The organism is Phycicoccus flavus (assembly GCF_004025965.2).
In the GTDB taxonomy this organism is placed as follows: domain Bacteria; phylum Actinomycetota; class Actinomycetes; order Actinomycetales; family Dermatophilaceae; genus Phycicoccus; species Phycicoccus flavus.
Genome location: NZ_SAYU02000010.1, coordinates 1 through 17,319, shown reverse-complemented (window position 1 = coordinate 17,319; position 17,319 = coordinate 1). Strand labels below are relative to the sequence as shown.

14 protein-coding genes and 1 tRNA gene are annotated in these 17,319 nt (G+C 71.3%); 3 read left to right on the top strand and 12 right to left on the bottom strand.

The features are described 5' to 3' along the window. Positions 1-304 precede the first annotated feature (304 nt). The 12 genes from EPD83_RS04685 to EPD83_RS04630 form a co-directional block, all read right to left on the bottom strand. Positions 305-988: a spermidine synthase gene (locus tag EPD83_RS04685; RefSeq protein ID WP_205859415.1), complete on the bottom strand. Its 684-nt coding sequence runs from the start codon at positions 986-988 to the stop codon at positions 305-307. Then, positions 973-1,377: a hypothetical protein gene (locus tag EPD83_RS04680; RefSeq protein WP_128365667.1), complete on the bottom strand. Its 405-nt coding sequence runs from the start codon at positions 1,375-1,377 to the stop codon at positions 973-975. Before EPD83_RS04680 ends, EPD83_RS04685 begins: the two co-directional genes overlap by 16 nt. 83 nt (positions 1,378-1,460) lie before the next feature. Next, positions 1,461-5,348, bottom strand: a complete 3,888-nt coding sequence (locus EPD83_RS04675; RefSeq protein WP_128365666.1) for a DNA-directed RNA polymerase subunit beta' — start codon at positions 5,346-5,348, stop codon at positions 1,461-1,463. A 100-nt stretch (positions 5,349-5,448) separates the two neighbouring features. Beyond that, positions 5,449-8,937: a DNA-directed RNA polymerase subunit beta gene (rpoB, locus tag EPD83_RS04670; protein WP_128365665.1), complete on the bottom strand. Its 3,489-nt coding sequence runs from the start codon at positions 8,935-8,937 to the stop codon at positions 5,449-5,451. A 430-nt stretch (positions 8,938-9,367) separates the two neighbouring features. After that, positions 9,368-9,757 (bottom strand): 50S ribosomal protein L7/L12, encoded by a 390-nt coding sequence (gene rplL, locus EPD83_RS04665; RefSeq protein WP_128365664.1) that lies wholly within the window; start codon positions 9,755-9,757, stop codon positions 9,368-9,370. Positions 9,758-9,827: 70 nt separating this feature from the next. Further along, entirely contained in the window at positions 9,828-10,442 is a 615-nt protein-coding gene (rplJ, locus tag EPD83_RS04660; RefSeq protein ID WP_128365663.1) for a 50S ribosomal protein L10, read from the bottom strand. Between the two features lie 309 nt (positions 10,443-10,751). Then, complete coding sequence (locus EPD83_RS04655; RefSeq protein ID WP_165566274.1) at positions 10,752-11,597, bottom strand: hypothetical protein; 846 nt, start codon at positions 11,595-11,597, stop codon at positions 10,752-10,754. Positions 11,598-11,762: 165 nt separating this feature from the next. Beyond that, positions 11,763-12,479, bottom strand: a complete 717-nt coding sequence (rplA, locus tag EPD83_RS04650; RefSeq protein ID WP_128366813.1) for a 50S ribosomal protein L1 — start codon at positions 12,477-12,479, stop codon at positions 11,763-11,765. A gap of 104 nt (positions 12,480-12,583) precedes the next feature. After that, positions 12,584-13,015 carry a 50S ribosomal protein L11 gene (gene rplK, locus EPD83_RS04645; RefSeq protein ID WP_128366812.1) on the bottom strand — a complete coding sequence of 144 codons (432 nt, stop codon included), beginning with the start codon at positions 13,013-13,015 and terminating at the stop codon, positions 12,584-12,586. Positions 13,016-13,104: 89 nt separating this feature from the next. After that, on the bottom strand, positions 13,105-14,013 hold the full coding sequence (locus EPD83_RS04640; RefSeq protein ID WP_235950347.1) for a transcription termination/antitermination protein NusG: 909 nt from the start codon (positions 14,011-14,013) through the stop codon (positions 13,105-13,107). Positions 14,014-14,076: 63 nt separating this feature from the next. Continuing rightward, the gene (gene secE / locus EPD83_RS04635; protein ID WP_128366811.1) at positions 14,077-14,343 is read right to left on the bottom strand and encodes a preprotein translocase subunit SecE; all 267 of its coding nucleotides are present in this window, start codon (positions 14,341-14,343) and stop codon (positions 14,077-14,079) included. A 103-nt stretch (positions 14,344-14,446) separates the two neighbouring features. Further along, positions 14,447-14,519: transfer RNA gene (locus EPD83_RS04630), tRNA-Trp, on the bottom strand. 205 nt (positions 14,520-14,724) lie between these two features. On the opposite strand from EPD83_RS04630, the gene EPD83_RS04625 reads away from it, so the two are divergent. The 3 genes from EPD83_RS04625 to EPD83_RS04615 form a co-directional block, all read left to right on the top strand. Beyond that, complete coding sequence (locus tag EPD83_RS04625; RefSeq protein WP_128366810.1) at positions 14,725-16,026, top strand: aminotransferase class I/II-fold pyridoxal phosphate-dependent enzyme; 1,302 nt, start codon at positions 14,725-14,727, stop codon at positions 16,024-16,026. Positions 16,027-16,031: 5 nt separating this feature from the next. Beyond that, positions 16,032-16,526 carry a DUF5709 domain-containing protein gene (locus EPD83_RS04620; RefSeq protein WP_128366809.1) on the top strand — a complete coding sequence of 165 codons (495 nt, stop codon included), beginning with the start codon at positions 16,032-16,034 and terminating at the stop codon, positions 16,524-16,526. Positions 16,527-16,618: 92 nt separating this feature from the next. Beyond that, a partial coding sequence (locus tag EPD83_RS04615; protein ID WP_235950350.1) for an amidohydrolase family protein occupies positions 16,619-17,319 on the top strand: 701 nt, incomplete at its 3' end.

Here is a 17,319-nt window from a genome sequence, read left to right as displayed (position 1 = left end):
CCTTGTCATGGCCGCCGCGACCCCCGCGCTCGGGTGTGTCGCACCGGCTGCTCCTCCCTGCACTCCCCATGCGTCATCCTCGTGAGGACGGTGGTGACGGGGCGCCCGGCAAGAGGTGGGCGTGTGCCGTGTCCGTCGCCTCCCGGCGACGGTCCCGGCTCCTGGTCCGGACCTAGCCAGACACAGCAGTCGAGAATACCGGCCCGCGCGCGGGCGCTCCAAATCGGTGCGCTGCGCAGGCCGCGGGACGGCGGCACTGGGGGTCAACGCCGGGCCCGGGCCGGATGTTCCGCCCGGCGGCCCGTCAGGCCGCGGCGCCGCGGTGCAGGACGTAGAGCGCGTAGGTGAAGGACCGCCCGTCGCGCCGGACCCGGATGGGGACCTCCGCGACCGTCTCGCCCGGCGCGGCGACGTCCTGCAGGTGGGCGTGCAGGTCCGGTGCGACGTGCGAGGACCACACGACGAGCACGCCGCCGGGCTCGAGGGCGTCGCGGGCCCGCGCCAGTCCCGGGACGCGGTACAGGTCGGCGTTCTCGGCGTGGACGAGGAACCCCGGACCGTTGTCGACGTCGAGGAGGACCAGGTCCCACGGCCCGGGCGGCTCGTGCCCGCCCGTGAGGACGTCGGCGACGTCGGCGACGTGCAGCCGGCAGCGCTCCTCCTCGAGCCCGGCGAGCTCGGCCACGAGCCCCGCACGGGCCCAGCGGACCAGCGGCGCCGACAGCTCGACGACGTCGACGTGCTCCACGCGCGGGTCGGCGAGGACGGCCCGCGTCGTGAACCCCAGGCCGAGGCCGCCGACGAGCACGGTGCGGGGCCGGTCGTGGCGGGCGAGGGCCTGCGTCGCGAGGTCCCGCTCGGTGCTGGGGTCGAGGCTGTCCATCGCGAAGACACCGTCGACGACGAGCTCGAGGATCTCGCCGCGGCGGCGCAGCGCGACCTCGCCGCCCTCGTCGCTCTCGTGCGCGAGGGTCAGGGGGCCGTCCACGCCGACCCCTCGGCCGTCCGTGGCCCGGTGCGCGGGCCGGCCTGCGCCAGCGCCGCGCCCGCGGCGAGCGCGACCGCGGCCGGGAGGTAGAACAGCCCGACGGTGAGCAGCCCCAGGAGGCAGAACAGGGCGAGCAGCGCCACGAGGGTCCAGCGCAGCCAGGTCCACGGCGAGGCCCAGGCGACGAGCGCGACGAGCACCGGCAGGAGCATCGGCGGCAGCACCGACAGCCCCTCCACCTCGACCATCGTCGCCCGCCGCGCCGAGTCGGTCACCACCCCGCCGACCGTCCCCCCGGCGGCGACGTCGTACATCGGCAGCCGCAGCAGCAGGACGGCGGCCGCGAGGGCGAGGAGCACCCCGACGCCCATGACCCACCGTGCCCGCATCCGCCCATCCTGCCCCCGGAACGGCGACGGCGGGCGCCCCGGTGCAGACCACCGGGACGCCCGCCGTCAGCGGGACCTGCCGCTCAGAGCCGGTCGAGACCGAGCTCGGAGTCGTCGAGGCGCACGGCCTCGCCGGACCCCGGGCCGAACGAGAACGCGTAGTCCTCGTAGTTCGGCATCGAGTACATCGCCGCCTTGGCCTCCTCGGTGGGCTCGACCGCAATGTTGCGGTACCGCGGCAGGCCGGTGCCCGCCGGGATGAGCTTGCCGAGGATGACGTTCTCCTTGAGGCCGAGCAGCGGGTCGGACTTGCCCTCCATCGCCGCCTCCGTGAGGACGCGGGTCGTCTCCTGGAAGGACGCGGCCGACAGCCACGACTCGGTGGCCAGCGAGGCCTTGGTGATGCCCATGAGCTCCGGACGACCCGAGGCCGGCTTGCCGCCCTCGGAGACGACGCGACGGTTCTCGGCCTCGAAGCGGCCACGCTCGGCGAGCATGCCCGGGAGCAGCTCGGCGTCGCCGGCCTCGATGATCGTGATCCGGCGCAGCATCTGCCGCACGATGACCTCGATGTGCTTGTCGTGGATCGACACACCCTGCTGGCGGTAGACCCGCTGCACCTCGTCGACGAGGTGCTCCTGGGTCTTGCGCGGGCCGAGGATGCGCAGCACCTGCTTGGGGTCGATCGACCCCTGCGTCAGCTGCGTGCCGACCTCGACGTGCTCGCCGTCGGAGACGAGCAGGCGGGCCCGCTTGGTCACCGGGTAGGCGTGGTCGTCGGAGCCGTCGTCCGGCGTGACGAGGATGCGTCGCGCCTTGTCCGTCTCCTCGATGGTCACCCGGCCGGAGGCCTCGGCGATCGGCGAGACACCCTTCGGGGTGCGCGCCTCGAAGAGCTCGACGACACGCGGCAGACCCTGGGTGATGTCGTCACCGGCCACACCACCGGTGTGGAAGGTGCGCATCGTCAGCTGGGTGCCGGGCTCGCCGATGGACTGGGCCGCGATGATCCCGACGGCCTCGCCGATGTCGACGAGCTTGCCGGTGGCCAGCGAGCGGCCGTAGCACTTCGCGCAGGTCCCGACCTTGGAGTCGCAGGTGAGCACGGAGCGCACCTTGACCTCGTCGACGCCCGCCGCGAACAGCGAGCCGATGACGACGTCCCCGAGGTCGATGCCGGCCTCGGCCAGGGTCTCGCCGTCGTGGGCGACGTCCTGGGCCAGCGACCGGGCGTAGACCGAGGTCTCGACGTCGTCGTGGAGCGTCCGGCTGCCCGTGCGCTCGTCGGTCGACGCGATCGGCATCGTGAGGCCGCGGACGGTGCCGCAGTCGTCCTCGCGGATGATGACGTCCTGCGAGACGTCGACGAGACGCCGGGTGAGGTACCCGGAGTCCGCGGTCCGCAGGGCGGTGTCCGCGAGACCCTTGCGCGAGCCGTGCGTGGAGATGAAGAACTCCAGCACCGTGAGGCCCTCGCGGAAGTTCGCGCGGATCGGCCGCGGGATGATGTCGCCCTTCGGGTTGGACACCAGGCCACGCATGCCGGCGATCTGCCGGAGCTGCATCCAGTTACCGCGAGCACCCGAGCTCACCATCCGGTAGATGGTGTTCGTGCGCGGGATGTTCGCCTCCATCTCCTTGGCGACCTCGTTCGTCGCCTGGGTCCAGATCTCGATGAGCTCCTGACGGCGCTCGTCGTCGGTGATGAGACCGCGCTCGTACTGCGCCTGGACCTTCGTCGCCTTGCTCTCGTAGCCCTCGAGGATCTCGATCTTGCGCGGCGGGGTGACGACGTCGGAGATGGCGACCGTGGTGCCGGACCGGGTGGCCCAGTGGAAGCCGTACTCCTTGAGCGCGTCCAGGCTCGCCGCGACCTCCACCTTCGAGTACCGCTCGGCGAGGTCGTTGACGATCGTCGAGAGGCGCTTCTTGTCGACCTGGTCGTTGACGTAGGGGTAGTTCTCCGGGAGCGTCTCGTTGAAGAGCGCCCGGCCCAGCGTCGTCTCGAGCGTCATCGACGCGACGAAGCCGTCGTCGTCGAGGCTGACGCCCTCGGGCAGGTCGGTCGCCGGGGTCGGCACCAGGTGCTGGAGCCGGATCCGCACGGTGGAGCCGAGCTCGATCTCGCCGGCGTCGAACGCCATCCGCGCCTCGGCCGGGCTGTTGAAGCTGCGCCCGGCGCCCTTGCCGTCCTCGACCTGGGAGGTGAGGTGGTACAGGCCGATGATCATGTCCTGGGTCGGCATCGTCACCGGCCGGCCGTCGGCCGGCTTGAGGATGTTGTTCGAGGACAGCATGAGGATGCGGGCCTCGGCCTGCGCCTCCGCCGACAGCGGCACGTGCACGGCCATCTGGTCACCGTCGAAGTCCGCGTTGAACGCGGTGCAGACGAGCGGGTGGATCTGGATGGCCTTGCCCTCGACGAGCTGCGGCTCGAAGGCCTGGATGCCGAGGCGGTGCAGCGTGGGTGCGCGGTTGAGCAGCACCGGGTGCTCGGTGATGACCTCCTCGAGCACGTCCCAGACGACCGGGCGCTGGCGCTCGACCATGCGCTTGGCCGACTTGATGTTCTGGGCGTGGTCGAGGTCGACGAGCCGCTTCATGACGAACGGCTTGAACAGCTCGAGCGCCATCTGCTTGGGCAGGCCGCACTGGTGCAGCTTCAGCTGCGGGCCGACGACGATGACCGAACGGCCGGAGTAGTCGACGCGCTTGCCGAGCAGGTTCTGGCGGAACCGGCCCTGCTTGCCCTTGAGCATGTCGGACAGCGACTTCAGCGGACGGTTGCCCGGGCCCGTGACGGGGCGGCCGCGACGGCCGTTGTCGAAGAGGCTGTCGACGGCCTCCTGGAGCATCCGCTTCTCGTTGTTGACGATGATCTCCGGCGCACCGAGGTCCAGGAGCCGCTTGAGGCGGTTGTTCCGGTTGATGACCCGGCGGTAGAGGTCGTTGAGGTCGGACGTCGCGAAGCGGCCACCGTCGAGCTGGACCATCGGACGCAGGTCCGGCGGAATGACCGGGATCGCGTCGAGGACCATGCCGGCCGGCTGGTTCGTCGTCGTCTGGAAGGCCGAGACGACCTTGAGGCGCTTCAGGGCCCGGGTCTTGCGCTGGCCCTTGCCCGTGGCGATCGTCTCGCGGAGGGACTCGGCCTCGGCCTCGAGATCGAAGGTGCCGAGACGCTTCTGGATCGCCGCGGCGCCCATGCCGCCCTCGAAGTAGAGGCCGAACCGGTCGCGCATCTCGCGGTAGAGGACCTCGTCGCCCTCGAGGTCCTGGACCTTGAGGTTCTTGAAGCGGTCCCAGACCTGCTCGAGCCGCTCGACCTGCTGGTCGGCCCGGCGGCGGATGGCGTTCATCTCGCGCTCGGCGGAGTCGCGGACCTTGCGCTTGGCGTCGGACTTGGCGCCCTCGGCCTCGAGCGCCGCGATGTCGGCCTCGAGCTTCTTGGCCCGGGTCTCGACGTCGGCGTCGCGCCGGTTCTCGATCTCCTTCTTCTCGACCTGGATCTGCGCCTCGAGCGAGGGCAGGTCGGCGTGCCGCTGGTCCTCGTCGACGGAGGTGATCATGTACGCCGCGAAGTAGATGACCTTCTCGAGGTCCTTCGGGGCCAGGTCCAGGAGGTAGCCGAGCCGGCTCGGGACGCCCTTGAAGTACCAGATGTGGGTGACGGGCGCGGCGAGCTCGATGTGGCCCATCCGCTCACGCCGGACGGCGGCGCGGGTGACCTCGACGCCGCAGCGCTCGCAGATGATGCCCTTGAAGCGGACCCGCTTGTACTTGCCGCAGGCGCACTCCCAGTCCCGGGTCGGGCCGAAGATCTTCTCGCAGAAGAGGCCGTCCTTCTCGGGCTTCAGGGTGCGGTAGTTGATCGTCTCGGGCTTCTTGACCTCACCGTGGCTCCAGGCACGGATGGAGTCGGCCGTCGCGAGACCGATCCGGAGCTCGTCGAAGAAGTTGACGTCGAGCACGTGGTTCCTTCTCTCAGTGATACGAAATCTGTGGTCTGACTGGCAGTCGGGCGGGCTCCCCGGCCCGGGCGCTGGTGGGCGCCCGGGCCGGGGTCACCTGTCAGACCTCTTCGACGCTGCTCGGCTCCCGCCGGGACAGGTCGATACCGAGCTCCTCGGCGGCGCGGAAGACGTCGTCCTCCGCGTCGTGCATCTCGATCGTGGAGCCGTCGCTGGACAGCACCTCGACGTTGAGGCAGAGGCTCTGCATCTCCTTGATGAGCACCTTGAAGGACTCGGGGATGCCGGGCTCGGGGATGTTGTCGCCCTTGACGATGGCCTCGTACACCTTGACGCGGCCGTTGACGTCGTCGGACTTGATGGTGAGCAGCTCCTGCAGCGCGTAGGCCGCGCCGTACGCCTCGAGGGCCCAGACCTCCATCTCACCGAAGCGCTGGCCGCCGAACTGGGCCTTACCGCCGAGCGGCTGCTGGGTGATCATCGAGTACGGACCCGTGCTGCGCGCGTGGATCTTGTCGTCCACGAGGTGGTGCAGCTTGAGGATGTACATGTAGCCGACGGACACCGGCTCGGGGAACGGCTCGCCGGAGCGGCCGTCGAAGAGCCGGGCCTTGCCGGAGCCGTCGATGAGGCGGACGTCGTCGCGGGTCGGCAGCGTGCTGTCGAGCAGCCCGACGATCTCGTTCTCGCGGACACCGTCGAACACCGGGGAGGCCACGCGCGTCCCGGCGGGCGCCTCGCGGGCGTCCTGCGGGATGAGCTGGGCCCACTCCGGCTCGCCCTCGATCTTCCAGCCGCGGCTGGCGGCCCAGCCGAGGTGCAGCTCGAGGATCTGGCCGACGTTCATGCGGCCGGGGACACCGAGCGGGTTGAGCACGATGTCGACCGGGGTGCCGTCCTCGAGGAAGGGCATGTCCTCGACCGGGAGGATCTTGGAGATGACGCCCTTGTTGCCGTGGCGGCCGGCGAGCTTGTCGCCGTCGGTGATCTTCCGCTTGTTCGCGACGTAGACGCGGACCAGCTGGTTGACGCCCGGCGGGAGCTCGTCGCCCTCGTCCTTGTCGAAGACCTTGACGCCGATGACGGTGCCGGTCTCGCCGTGGGGGACCTTGAGGGAGGTGTCGCGGACCTCGCGCGCCTTCTCGCCGAAGATCGCGCGGAGCAGCCGCTCCTCGGGGGTGAGCTCGGTCTCGCCCTTGGGCGTGACCTTGCCGACGAGGAGGTCGCCGTCGCGGACCTCGGCGCCGATCCGGATGATGCCGCGCTCGTCGAGGTCGGCGAGGACGTCCTCGCTGACGTTCGGGATGTCGCGGGTGATCTCCTCCGGGCCGAGCTTGGTGTCGCGGGCGTCGACCTCGTGCTCCTCGATGTGGATCGAGGACAGGACGTCGTCCTGGACCAGGCGCTGGCTGAGGATGATCGCGTCCTCGTAGTTGTGGCCCTCCCACGGCATGAACGCCACGAGCAGGTTGCGCCCGAGCGCCATCTCGCCACCCTCGGTGGCGGGACCGTCGGCGATGAGCTGGCCGGCCTCGACCCGCTGGCCCTCCTCGACCCGGACGACCTGGTTGTAGCTGTTGCCCTGGTTGGACCGGTCGAACTTCGCGATCCGGTAGGTGCGCTGGGTGCCGTCGTCGGCGGCGACCGTCACGAGGTCCGCGGAGACCTCGGTGACCGCCCCGGCCTTCTCGGCGACGACGACGTCACCGGAGTCGACCGCGGCGCGGAACTCCATGCCGGTGCCGACGAGCGGCGCCTCAGCACGCACCAGCGGCACGGCCTGACGCTGCATGTTCGAGCCCATGAGGGCGCGGTTGGCGTCGTCGTGCTCGAGGAACGGGATGAGCGCGGTGGCCGCCGAGACCATCTGGCGCGGCGAGACGTCGATGTAGTCGACCTCGTCGGCCGGGACGTTCTCGACCTCGCCGCCCTTGACCCGCACGAGCACGCGCTCGTCGCCGAAGGTGCGGCCGTCCTCGCTCAGCGTGGCGTTCGCCTGCGCGATGACGTGCTCGTCCTCCTCGTCGGCCGAGAGGTAGTGGACGTCGTCGGTGATGACGCCCTTGTCGACCTTGCGGTACGGGGTCTCGATGAACCCGAAGGAGTTGATCCGCCCGTAGGACGCGAGCGAGCCGATGAGGCCGATGTTCGGGCCTTCCGGGGTCTCGATCGGGCACATCCGGCCGTAGTGGCTCGGGTGGACGTCGCGGACCTCCATGCCGGCGCGGTCCCGGGAGAGACCACCCGGGCCGAGGGCCGACAGACGCCGCTTGTGCGTCAGGCCCGCGAGCGGGTTGTTCTGGTCCATGAACTGCGAGAGCTGGCTGGTGCCGAAGAACTCCTTGATGGAGGCGACGACCGGCCGGATGTTGATGAGCGTCTGCGGCGTGATGGCCTCGACGTCCTGGGTCGTCATCCGCTCGCGGACGACGCGCTCCATCCGGGACAGGCCGGTGCGGACCTGGTTCTGGATGAGCTCGCCGACGTTGCGCAGGCGGCGGTTGCCGAAGTGGTCGATGTCGTCGGTCTCGACGCGGACCTCGACCTCCTCGCCGCGGCGGTGGCCCGTCATCGTCTCCTCGCCGGCGTGCAGCGCGACGATGTAGTGGATCGTCGCCACGATGTCGTCGAGGGAGAGGGTCGACTGCGACAGGTCGGCGTCGACGCCGAGCTTCTTGTCGATCTTGTAGCGGCCGACCTTGGCCAGGTCGTAGCGCTTGCCGTTGAAGTAGAGGTTCTCCAGCAGCGTCTGCGCGGCCTCCTTGGTCGGCGGCTCGCCCGGACGCAGCTTGCGGTAGATGTCGAGCAGGGCGTCGTCCTGGTCGGTGGTGTTGTCCTTCTCCAGGGTGACGCGCATCGACTCGTACTGGCCGAACTGCTCGAGGATCTCGGCCTCGCTCATGCCGAGGGCCTTCAGGAGGACGGTGACCGACTGCTTGCGCTTGCGGTCGACGCGGACGCCGACCATGTCGCGCTTGTCGACCTCGAACTCGAGCCACGCGCCGCGGCTCGGGATGACCTTGGCCGAGTAGACGTCCTTGTCGGAGGTCTTGTCCGGGGTGCGCTCGAAGTAGACGCCCGGGCTGCGGACGAGCTGGGAGACGACGACGCGCTCGGTGCCGTTGATGATGAACGTCCCGCGCTCGGTCATCAGCGGGAAGTCGCCCATGAACACCGTCTGGCTCTTGATCTCGCCGGTGGTGTTGTTCATGAACTCCGCGGTGACGAACAGCGGGGCGGAGTAGGTCTGGTCCCGCTCCTTGCACTCCTCGATGGAGTACTTGACCTCCTCGAAGCGGTGGTCGCGGAAGCTCAGCGACATCGAGCCGCTGAAGTCCTCGATGGGCGAGATCTCCTCGAAGATCTCCTCGAGGCCGGAGCGCTCGGGGACGTCGTCACGACCGGCCTCGAGGGCCTGGGCGACGCGCTCCTGCCAGCGCTCGTTGCCGAGCAGCCAGTCGAAGCTCTCGGTCTGGAGGGCCAGGAGGTCGGGAACCTCGAGAGGCTCCCGGATCTTGGCGAAGGACAGACGGCCCGAAGCCGTCCGAGCGGAGTTCACGGTGTTCGCAGTGGTGCGCGAGGCAGCCAAGGAGACTTCCTTCCACGGGCCTGGTGGGCGTTGCGGTTCGGCTGCTCCCGCCCTGCTCGACGACGACGGCCGCTCCGGCGCGGGTCTCCCGGGACAGCCGGGAGCATGGCGACGAGACGGCTCGGCGACGAGCGGAGACAGGAAGAGGGCAGCGCAAAGGGCTAGCATACCCGAAGAAGGCAGCACCGTCCAACCGGGTCAAGTCCCCCGACTCCCGGTGCGGCCGCCCACCGGAGCGGGCGACGCGAACAGAATGGCCCCCGGACCGCGCCCCGTCAAGCAGAACCGGATTTCCGCGCGCGTCGCACGGCCCGAAGCCACCCCGTCGGCGGCCCGGGACGGGCTGCGGCCGGGCCCGGACACGCCGGTGGGGCCCGACCGTGCGGTCGGGCCCCACCGGGCGCAGATCATCCCCCAGCGGGGGACGGGATCACTTGAGGGTGACGGTGGCGCCGGCGCCCTCGAGCTGCTCCTTGGCCTTCTCGGCCGCGGCCTTGTCGACCTTCTCGAGGACGGCCTTGGGGGCGCCGTCGACGAGGTCCTTGGCCTCCTTGAGACCGAGGGAGGTCAGCGCGCGGACCTCCTTGATGACGGCGATCTTCTTGTCGCCCGCGGCCTCGAGGACCACGTCGAACTCGTCCTGCTCGGCGGGGGCCTCGGCGCCACCGTCGCCACCGGCCGGGGCGGCCGCGGCGACCGCGACCGGGGCGGCCGCGGTGACGTTGAAGGTGTCCTCGAACTGCTTGACGAACTCGGAGAGCTCGATGAGGGTCATCTCCTTGAAGGCGTCAAGGAGCTCGTCGGTGCTGAGCTTGGCCATGTCTGGCGTCCTTTCTGGTGCTGTTTCGTGCCGTGAGTGGCGGTTATCGGGGGTGAGCCGACCCGGAGGGTCAGCTCTCGTCGCCACCCTCGGCGACGTCGGTGGCCTCGGCGGTCGCCTCGGCAGGGGTCTCCGCGGCCTCGGCCGGGGCGTCGGCGGCCGCCGGCCCCTCGGCCTCGACCTTCGCGCGCAGCGCCTCGACCGCGCGAGCGGCCTGCGAGAGCGGAGCGGCGAAGAGGGAGACGGCGTTGCTGAGCGAGGCGTTCATGGCGCCCGCCAGCCTCGCGAGGAGCACCTCGCGGGACTCGAGGTCCGCGAGCTTCGTGATCTCGGCGGCGGAGAGCGCACGGCCCTCCATGACGCCACCCTTGATCACGAGGAGGGGGTTCGCCTTGGCGAAGTCACGCAGACCCTTGGCGGCCTCCACCGGGTCGCCCTCGACGAAGGCGATGGCGGTGGGGCCGACGAGCTGGCCGTCGAACGCCGTGACACCGGCGTCCTTCGCGGCGAGCTCGGTGAGCGTGTTCTTGACCACGGCGTAGGTCGCGTTGCCACGCAGGGAGTTGCGCAGCTCGGTGAGCTGGGCCACCGAGAGTCCCCGGTACTCCGTGAGGACGGCCGCCTGCGAGCTCTGGAGCTTCTCCGAGATCTCGGCGACGGCCGCGGCCTTGTCGGCACGTGACATCCGGGCCTCCTTCCGTCGGGTCGGGACCGTCGGCGGAGGGCCCGGGACAGAGCACGAGCCCCGGCGCAGGGCACGGGGCTCGGGTGGCACGGCGGCGCGCGATGGCGCCCGTGGTCCGGTACGTCGTGGCCTGCGCTGGTCGCCCGCTCGTCGCGGAGCCTTCGGTCTCGTGCGGGTGCACGCGACAACCGGCGGTCTTCGGTCAGGCTCGATCGTACGGGACGCCCGGCCGGGCCCCAAATCGCGGGCGGCGGCCTCCCGTCGGGGAGACCGCCGCACGCGTCGTGGCCCGGGCCGGGCCCGCGGGGATCAGCCGGCGTCGGTCGGCAGCTCGAGGGTGCCGACGTCCTTCGCGGGCGGGGCGGCGATGTCCACCGGCTCTCCCCACTTCGAGTACGTCATCTCGAAGGACTGGCTTTGGACCTCCATGCTCATCGTCACGGGCAGGTCCTGCTCGTCGAAGGACATCGTGTACGTCAGGCCCTCGGCCGGGATGTGCTCGAGGGTCTCCTCGGTGACCCCGGGCATCGTCGCCTCGCTGTTCTTCAGCGCCTTCTTCATCTGCGCCTTGGTGACGGTGATCTCGTAGGTGGTCACCCCGTCCTCGACGGACACGACGGTGGCGTCGGAGTCCCCGTAGGTCTCCAGCTGCGTCGCCGGGTTGCCCATCGAGGAGGCCATCTCGTCCAGGAGCGGCCCCATCATCCTGGACATCATGTCCGTCCCGTCGGGGTCGATCTTGATCCACCGCTTGCCGCCGGTCATCTCGGCGAAGGACTCACTGCCGAGGTACATGACGTTGCCGAGGTAGACCATGTCGACGGTCTCGCCCTGATTGGTCATGGTCATCGACATCTTCGGGGCCTTGCCGCTGTAATCGAGCCGGGCCTCCATGTCCTGGGCGTCGCCCGCGGTCATCGTCAGGTGCGCGGTGCCCTCGGCCTCGACGGCGGCGGTGCTGCGCTTCCCGAGCTCGGAGACCGGGACGGTGTCGCCCTCGGCGACGGCGGCCGCGTCCTGCGCGCTCGCGGCGGCGCTGGGCGAGGACGAGGCGGCGGTGTCGCCGCCGGTGGTGGCCGTGGACCCCGTGCTGCCGCAGGCCCCGAGGGCCAGGGCGCCGCACAGGGCGACGGTGCTGAGGACTGCGCGCTTCACGGTGCTCCCCCGGTGGGTGGTTCGTGGACGGCCGGATGTCACCGTCCTGGCCGCCAGGGTACGGGTGCCGGGGCCGCGCGGTCACCGGTCGGTGACGTCCTCGGGCACGACGGAGCCCGCCGCCCCGGGCGGGACGGCGGGCTCGCGTGCGGCGTTCGCGGACGCTCAGGCGTCGACGGTCTCCTCGGTGAGGCCGCGGGTCTTGCTGGCGTCCAGCGGGATGCCCGGGCCCATCGTCGTCGACAGGGTCGCCTTCGTGATGTACCGGCCCTTGGAGGACGACGGCTTGAGCCGCAGCACCTCCTCGAGCGCGGTGGCGAAGTTCTCGACGAGCGCCTTCTCGTCGAAGGAGACCTTGCCGATGATGAAGTGGAGGTTCGCGTGCTTGTCGACGCGGAACTCGATCTTGCCGCCCTTGATGTCGGACACGGCCTTGCCGGTGTCCATCGTCACGGTGCCGGTCTTCGGGTTCGGCATGAGACCGCGGGGACCGAGGACCTTGCCGAGCCGGCCGACCTTGCCCATGAGGTCGGGCGTCGCGACGACGGCGTCGAAGTCGAGCCAGCCGCCGGCCACCCGCTCGAGCAGGTCGTCGGAGCCGACGTAGTCCGCACCGGCCGCCTCGGCCGCCGCCGCCTTGTCGCCGTTGGCGAAGACGAGGACGCGGGCGGTCTTGCCCGTGCCGTGCGGGAGGTTGACGGTGCCGCGGACCATCTGGTCGGCCTTGCGGGGGTCGACGCCGAGCCGCATGGCGACCTCGACGGTCTCGTCGTACTTGGCCGACGCCGTGCCCTTGGCGAGCCGGACGGCCTCCATCGGGGTGTAGACCTTCTCCGGGTCGACCGTGGCCGACGCGGCGCGGTAGGCCTTGCTGCGCTTCATGTGCTGCTCCTGGGGAGTGGTGGTGGAGTCGTGGTCGTCGGGCCAGCGCCGGCCCTGCCACTGGGGGGTTTGCGCCGAGGCCGGTGGCCCGGGCGCGGACCGGCTCAGAGCTCGGTCTCGATGCCCATCTGCCGGGCCGTGCCGGCGATGATCTTCATCGCGGCGTCGACGTCGTTGGCGTTGAGGTCGGGCATCTTGGTCTCCGCGATCTCGCGGAGCTGGTCCTTGCTGAGCTTGCCGGCCTTGGTCTTGTGCGGCTCGCCGGAGCCCTTCTGCACGCCCGCGGCCTTCTTGATGAGCTCGCTGGCCGGCGGGGTCTTCGTGATGAAGGTGAACGAGCGGTCCTCGTAGACCGTGATGACGACGGGGATGATGCTGCCGCGCTGGTGCTCGGTCGCCGCGTTGTACGCCTTGACGAACTCCATGATGTTGACGCCGTGCTGACCGAGCGCGGGGCCGACGGGCGGCGCCGGCGTCGCGGCACCGGCCTGGATCTGCAGGTTGATGAACCCGGAGACCTTCTTCTTGGGGGGCATGACTGTCCTTCAGTGGGTGGTGGTGGGCCGACGCCGTGGGCGATGACCCCTTTGCAGCCCCGGGACCCCGGGGCAGGGCTCCTGGCGGGTCAGATCTTCGCGACGTCGCCGAAGGAGAGCTCGACCGGGGTCTCCCGGCCGAAGATGGAGACGAGCACCTTGAGCTTCTGGGTCTCGGCGTTGATCTCGGAGATCGTCGCCGGGAGCGTCTCGAAGGGGCCCGACATGACGGTGACGGACTCGCCGACCTCGAAGTCGACGACCGTCGTCTCCGTGGCCGAGCCCGAGCCGCCGCCCGTGCCGCCCCCGGAGGCCGCGGCGGGCGCCGGGGACTCCAGGTCGGCGGGCTTGAGCATCGTGAAGACCTCGTCGAGGGTGAGCGGCACCGGCTGGTGGGCGTTGCCGACGAAGCCGGTGACGCCTGGGGTGTGCCGCACGGCGCCCCAGGACTCGTCGGTGAGGTCCATGCGGACGAGGACGTAGCCGGGCATCCGGACGCGGCGCACCATCTTGCGCTGGCCGCCCTTGATCTCGGCGACCTCCTCCATCGGGACCTGGACCTCGAAGATGTAGTCCTCCATGTTGAGGGACTGGGTCCGGTTCTCGAGGTTGGCCTTCACGCGGTTCTCGTAGCCCGCGTAGGAGTGGATGACGTACCAGTCGCCGAACTTGCCGGCCAGGTCGTCCTTGAACGCCTGGACGGGGTCGACGGCGGCCAGCGAGTCGCCGTCCTCGTCGACGGTGGGGGCGGGCTCGGCGTCCTCGCCGACCGCGACCTCGTCGGACTCGGCCCCGTCGTCGTCGACGGGCGTCTCGGGATCAGCGAGGAGCGAGGTCTCCGGCGCGGACGCCTCCTGCTCCTCGGGCGCGTTGCCGGCCTCGACCTGCTCGTCGTAGGACTCGGCGGCCGCGAGGTCGGCCTCCTGCACGGTGGTGTCGCCGACCGGAGCGTCGGCGTCGGACGCCTGCTCGGGGGTGTCGGTCCACTGCTCGGACACGGATGACCTCTTCCTTCGTGGTGCGGGGGTGGCCCGGGACGTCGGGCGGGGCGCGGGTCGGCGTCAGGAGCCGAGGACGAGCCCGACGAGCTTGCTGAAGCCGAAGTCCATGCCGGACACGAGCGCCATCATCACCGTGACGAACACGATGACGACGATCGTGTACTGCCACAGCTCGGCGCGCGTAGGTCGCACGACCTTGCGGAGCTCGTCGAGGATCTGGCTGACGAACAGCGCGAGGGCACGGAACCGCCGGGACACGGGGTTGCCGGCCTTCTCCTTGCCCTTGGCGGGCGTGGAGGGGGTCCTGGTCTGCCCTACGTCGGTCACGGTTCCTCTTCACCTCGTGCTGCTGGTCGGTGCCGCGCGCGGCACGACCGGCGACGGCAGCCCGGGGAGGACCGCGGATCGTGGACGTACCACACGTGCGACGCAGGGCAGGAGGGACTCGAACCCCCAACCGCCGGTTTTGGAGACCGGTGCTCTACCAATTGAGCCACTGCCCTGTGGGCCCCTGTTGGGTCGGGACCCCGGCGCCGGCCGATCGCGGGCACGCCGAGATCGTGGACGCCGAACGGTCAGCATACGGGACGCCCCGGGGCGGGCGCGAACCGCGCGGTGCCCGAGGACCCACCGGCCGGCGTCCGACGGCGGTGGCCGATCCGCGAACGGGGGCGGCCGGGGCCGCGGGCGCTCTGCGACGATGGACGGGTGAGCACCGACGTCACCGCACGCACCCCCCTGGCCGACCGCTCCCCCGACGAGCTGCGCTCGTTCCTCGAGGCGCGGCGGGCCGACTACGACGAGCTCGTCGGGCGCGGGCTCTCGCTGGACCTCACCCGCGGCAAGCCCAGCGCCGAGCAGCTGGACCTCTCCGAGCGGCTGCTCACCCTGCCCGAGGGCCACCGCGACCGCGCGGGCGCCGACGTCCGCAACTACGGGGGGCTGGAGGGCATGCCCGAGCTGCGCGAGATGTTCGCCGAGCTGCTGGGCGTCGACGCCGACCAGATCGTGGCCGGGGGCAACGCGAGCCTGACGATGATGCACGACGTCCTCGTCTTCCACCTGCTCCACGGCGGCGTGGACTCGCCCCGGCCGTGGAAGGACGAGGAGAAGGTCACCTTCGTCTGCCCGGTCCCCGGCTACGACCGGCACTACACGATGCTCGAGCACTACGGCATCGACATGGTGACGGTGCCGATGCTCGAGGACGGGCCGGACGTCGACGCCGTCGAGGCGCTCGTGCGGGACGACCCGAGCGTCAAGGGGATGTGGATCGTCCCGACGTACGCGAACCCGGCGGGGTCGGTCGTCACCCAGGAGGTCGCCGCCCGGCTCGCGGCCATGCCCACCGCGGCCCCCGACTTCCGGATCTTCTGGGACAACGCCTACGCGCTGCACCACCTCACCGAGGACGAGGCGAAGTCGGCGGACGTGCTGTCCCTGGGCTCGGCCGCCGGGCACCCGCACCGGCCGGTCGTCTTCGCCTCGACGAGCAAGATCACCCTGGCCGGCGCCGGGGTCGCCTTCCTCGCCGGCTCGCGCGAGACGGTCCGCTGGTACCTCGGGCACCTGAAGTACGCCTCCATCGGGCCGGACAAGGTGAACCACCTGCGGCACGTCCAGTTCTTCGGCTCCCCCGACGGCGTCCGGGAGCACATGGGCCGCCACCGCGAGATCCTCGCGCCGAAGTTCGCGGCCGTCGACGCCGCGCTGACCGCCGAGCTGGACGGCCTCGGCGTCGCCGAGTGGACGCGTCCGCGCGGGGGCTACTTCGTGAGCCTCGACGTCCCCGACGGCTGCGCGGGCCGCGTCGTGGGGCTGGCCAAGGAGGCCGGGATCGCGCTGACGCCCGCCGGCGCGTCCTTCCCGTACGGCACCGACCCGCGTGACCGGAACATCCGCCTGGCCCCGTCGTTCCCGGTGCTCGAGGAGGTCGAGACCGCGATGGCCGGGGTCGCCACCTGCGTCGCCCTCGCCGCGGCCGAGCAGCTGGTGGGCGACGTAGGGTGACGGACATGTCGGAGACCCCCCAGCACCACGACTCCCCCGCCCCGCTCGACCAGAGCCAGCTGCAGCCCGAGGACACCCTCGTCCAGGAGGACGTCGACGACGTCCTCGATCGCGGCTACTCCCCGCCGGACGTCGACCGCTCCGAGCTGCACGGCCCCACGGTCGAGGAGCAGCTCGAGGGCGAGACCATCGAGGACCGGGTCCTCCAGGAGCAGCCCGAGGACGGCACGGCGTACGGCCGTCCCGAGGAGGAGCTCGAGGAGCCCGACGAGGAGCGGGTCGGCGGCGACGACCCCGACTCGATCGACGCCGGCGAGGACTGGCTCGGCGACGCCGAGGTCGGCGACGACCGCTCCGGCCGCCTCGTCGCCCCGGACGAGGGCGCCGGCACGGACGTCGAGAAGGACCTGGTCAGCGAGGACGTCGGCGTCGACGGTGCGGGCGCGTCGGCCGAGGAGGCCGCCGTGCACGTCGTCGACGAGGAGACCGCCGAGGAGTGAGCGGGGCCGGTCCGGGGTCGTCGGCGGGGGCCGATGGGCGCGCGCTGACGACGCTGCCGAAGGCGCACCTGCACCTGCACTTCACCGGCTCGATGCGGGTCGGGACGGTCCGCGAGCTCGCGGACGAGCACGGTCTGCGGCTGCCCGCGTCGCTACGGGGCGACTACCCGCCCCGGTTCGCGGCCGCCGACGAGCGCGGCTGGTTCCGCTTCCAGCGCCTCTACGACGCGGCGCGGGCGTGCGTGCGGGGCGAGGCCGACATGCGGCGGATCGTACGCGAGGCGGCGCTGGACGACGGCGCGGAGGGCTCGCGCTGGCTGGAGATCCAGGTCGACCCCACGTCGTACGCGCCCTTCGTCGGCGGGATCACGCCGGCGCTGGAGATCGTCCTCGACGAGGCCGCCGCGGTGTCGGCCCTGCCGGAGGCGGCGTCGGTGGCCGTCGTCGTCGCGGCCTCGCGGATGCGCCACCCGCTGGAGGCGCGGACCCTGGCCCGGCTGGCGGCGCGCCACGCGGGCGAGGGGGCGGGGACGGTCGTCGGGTTCGGGCTGTCCAACGACGAGCGGCGCGGCGACACGGCGGAGTTCGGTACCGCGTTCCGGATCGCGCACCGGGCGGGGCTGGCGTCGGTGCCGCACGCCGGCGAGCTGCTGGGGGCGCCGGCCGTGGCCGCGACCCTCGACGCGACGGCGCCGGACCGCCTCGGGCACGGGGTGCGGTCCGTCGAGGACCCGCGGGTGCTGGAGCGGGTCGTCGGGGCGGGGGTCGCGCTGGAGGTGTGTCCGGGGTCGAA

Excerpts from the sequence above, each read along its gene's own strand:
- rplA (WP_128366813.1), bottom strand. The coding sequence starts at position 12,479 with ATGAAGCGCAGCAAGGCCTACCGCGCCGCGTCGGCCACGGTCGACCCG.
- rplJ (WP_128365663.1), bottom strand. The coding sequence starts at position 10,442 with ATGTCACGTGCCGACAAGGCCGCGGCCGTCGCCGAGATCTCGGAGAAG.
- EPD83_RS04620 (WP_128366809.1), top strand. The coding sequence starts at position 16,032 with ATGTCGGAGACCCCCCAGCACCACGACTCCCCCGCCCCGCTCGACCAG.
- rplL (WP_128365664.1), bottom strand. The coding sequence starts at position 9,757 with ATGGCCAAGCTCAGCACCGACGAGCTCCTTGACGCCTTCAAGGAGATG.
- rplK (WP_128366812.1), bottom strand. The coding sequence starts at position 13,015 with ATGCCCCCCAAGAAGAAGGTCTCCGGGTTCATCAACCTGCAGATCCAG.
- EPD83_RS04680 (WP_128365667.1), bottom strand. The coding sequence starts at position 1,377 with ATGCGGGCACGGTGGGTCATGGGCGTCGGGGTGCTCCTCGCCCTCGCG.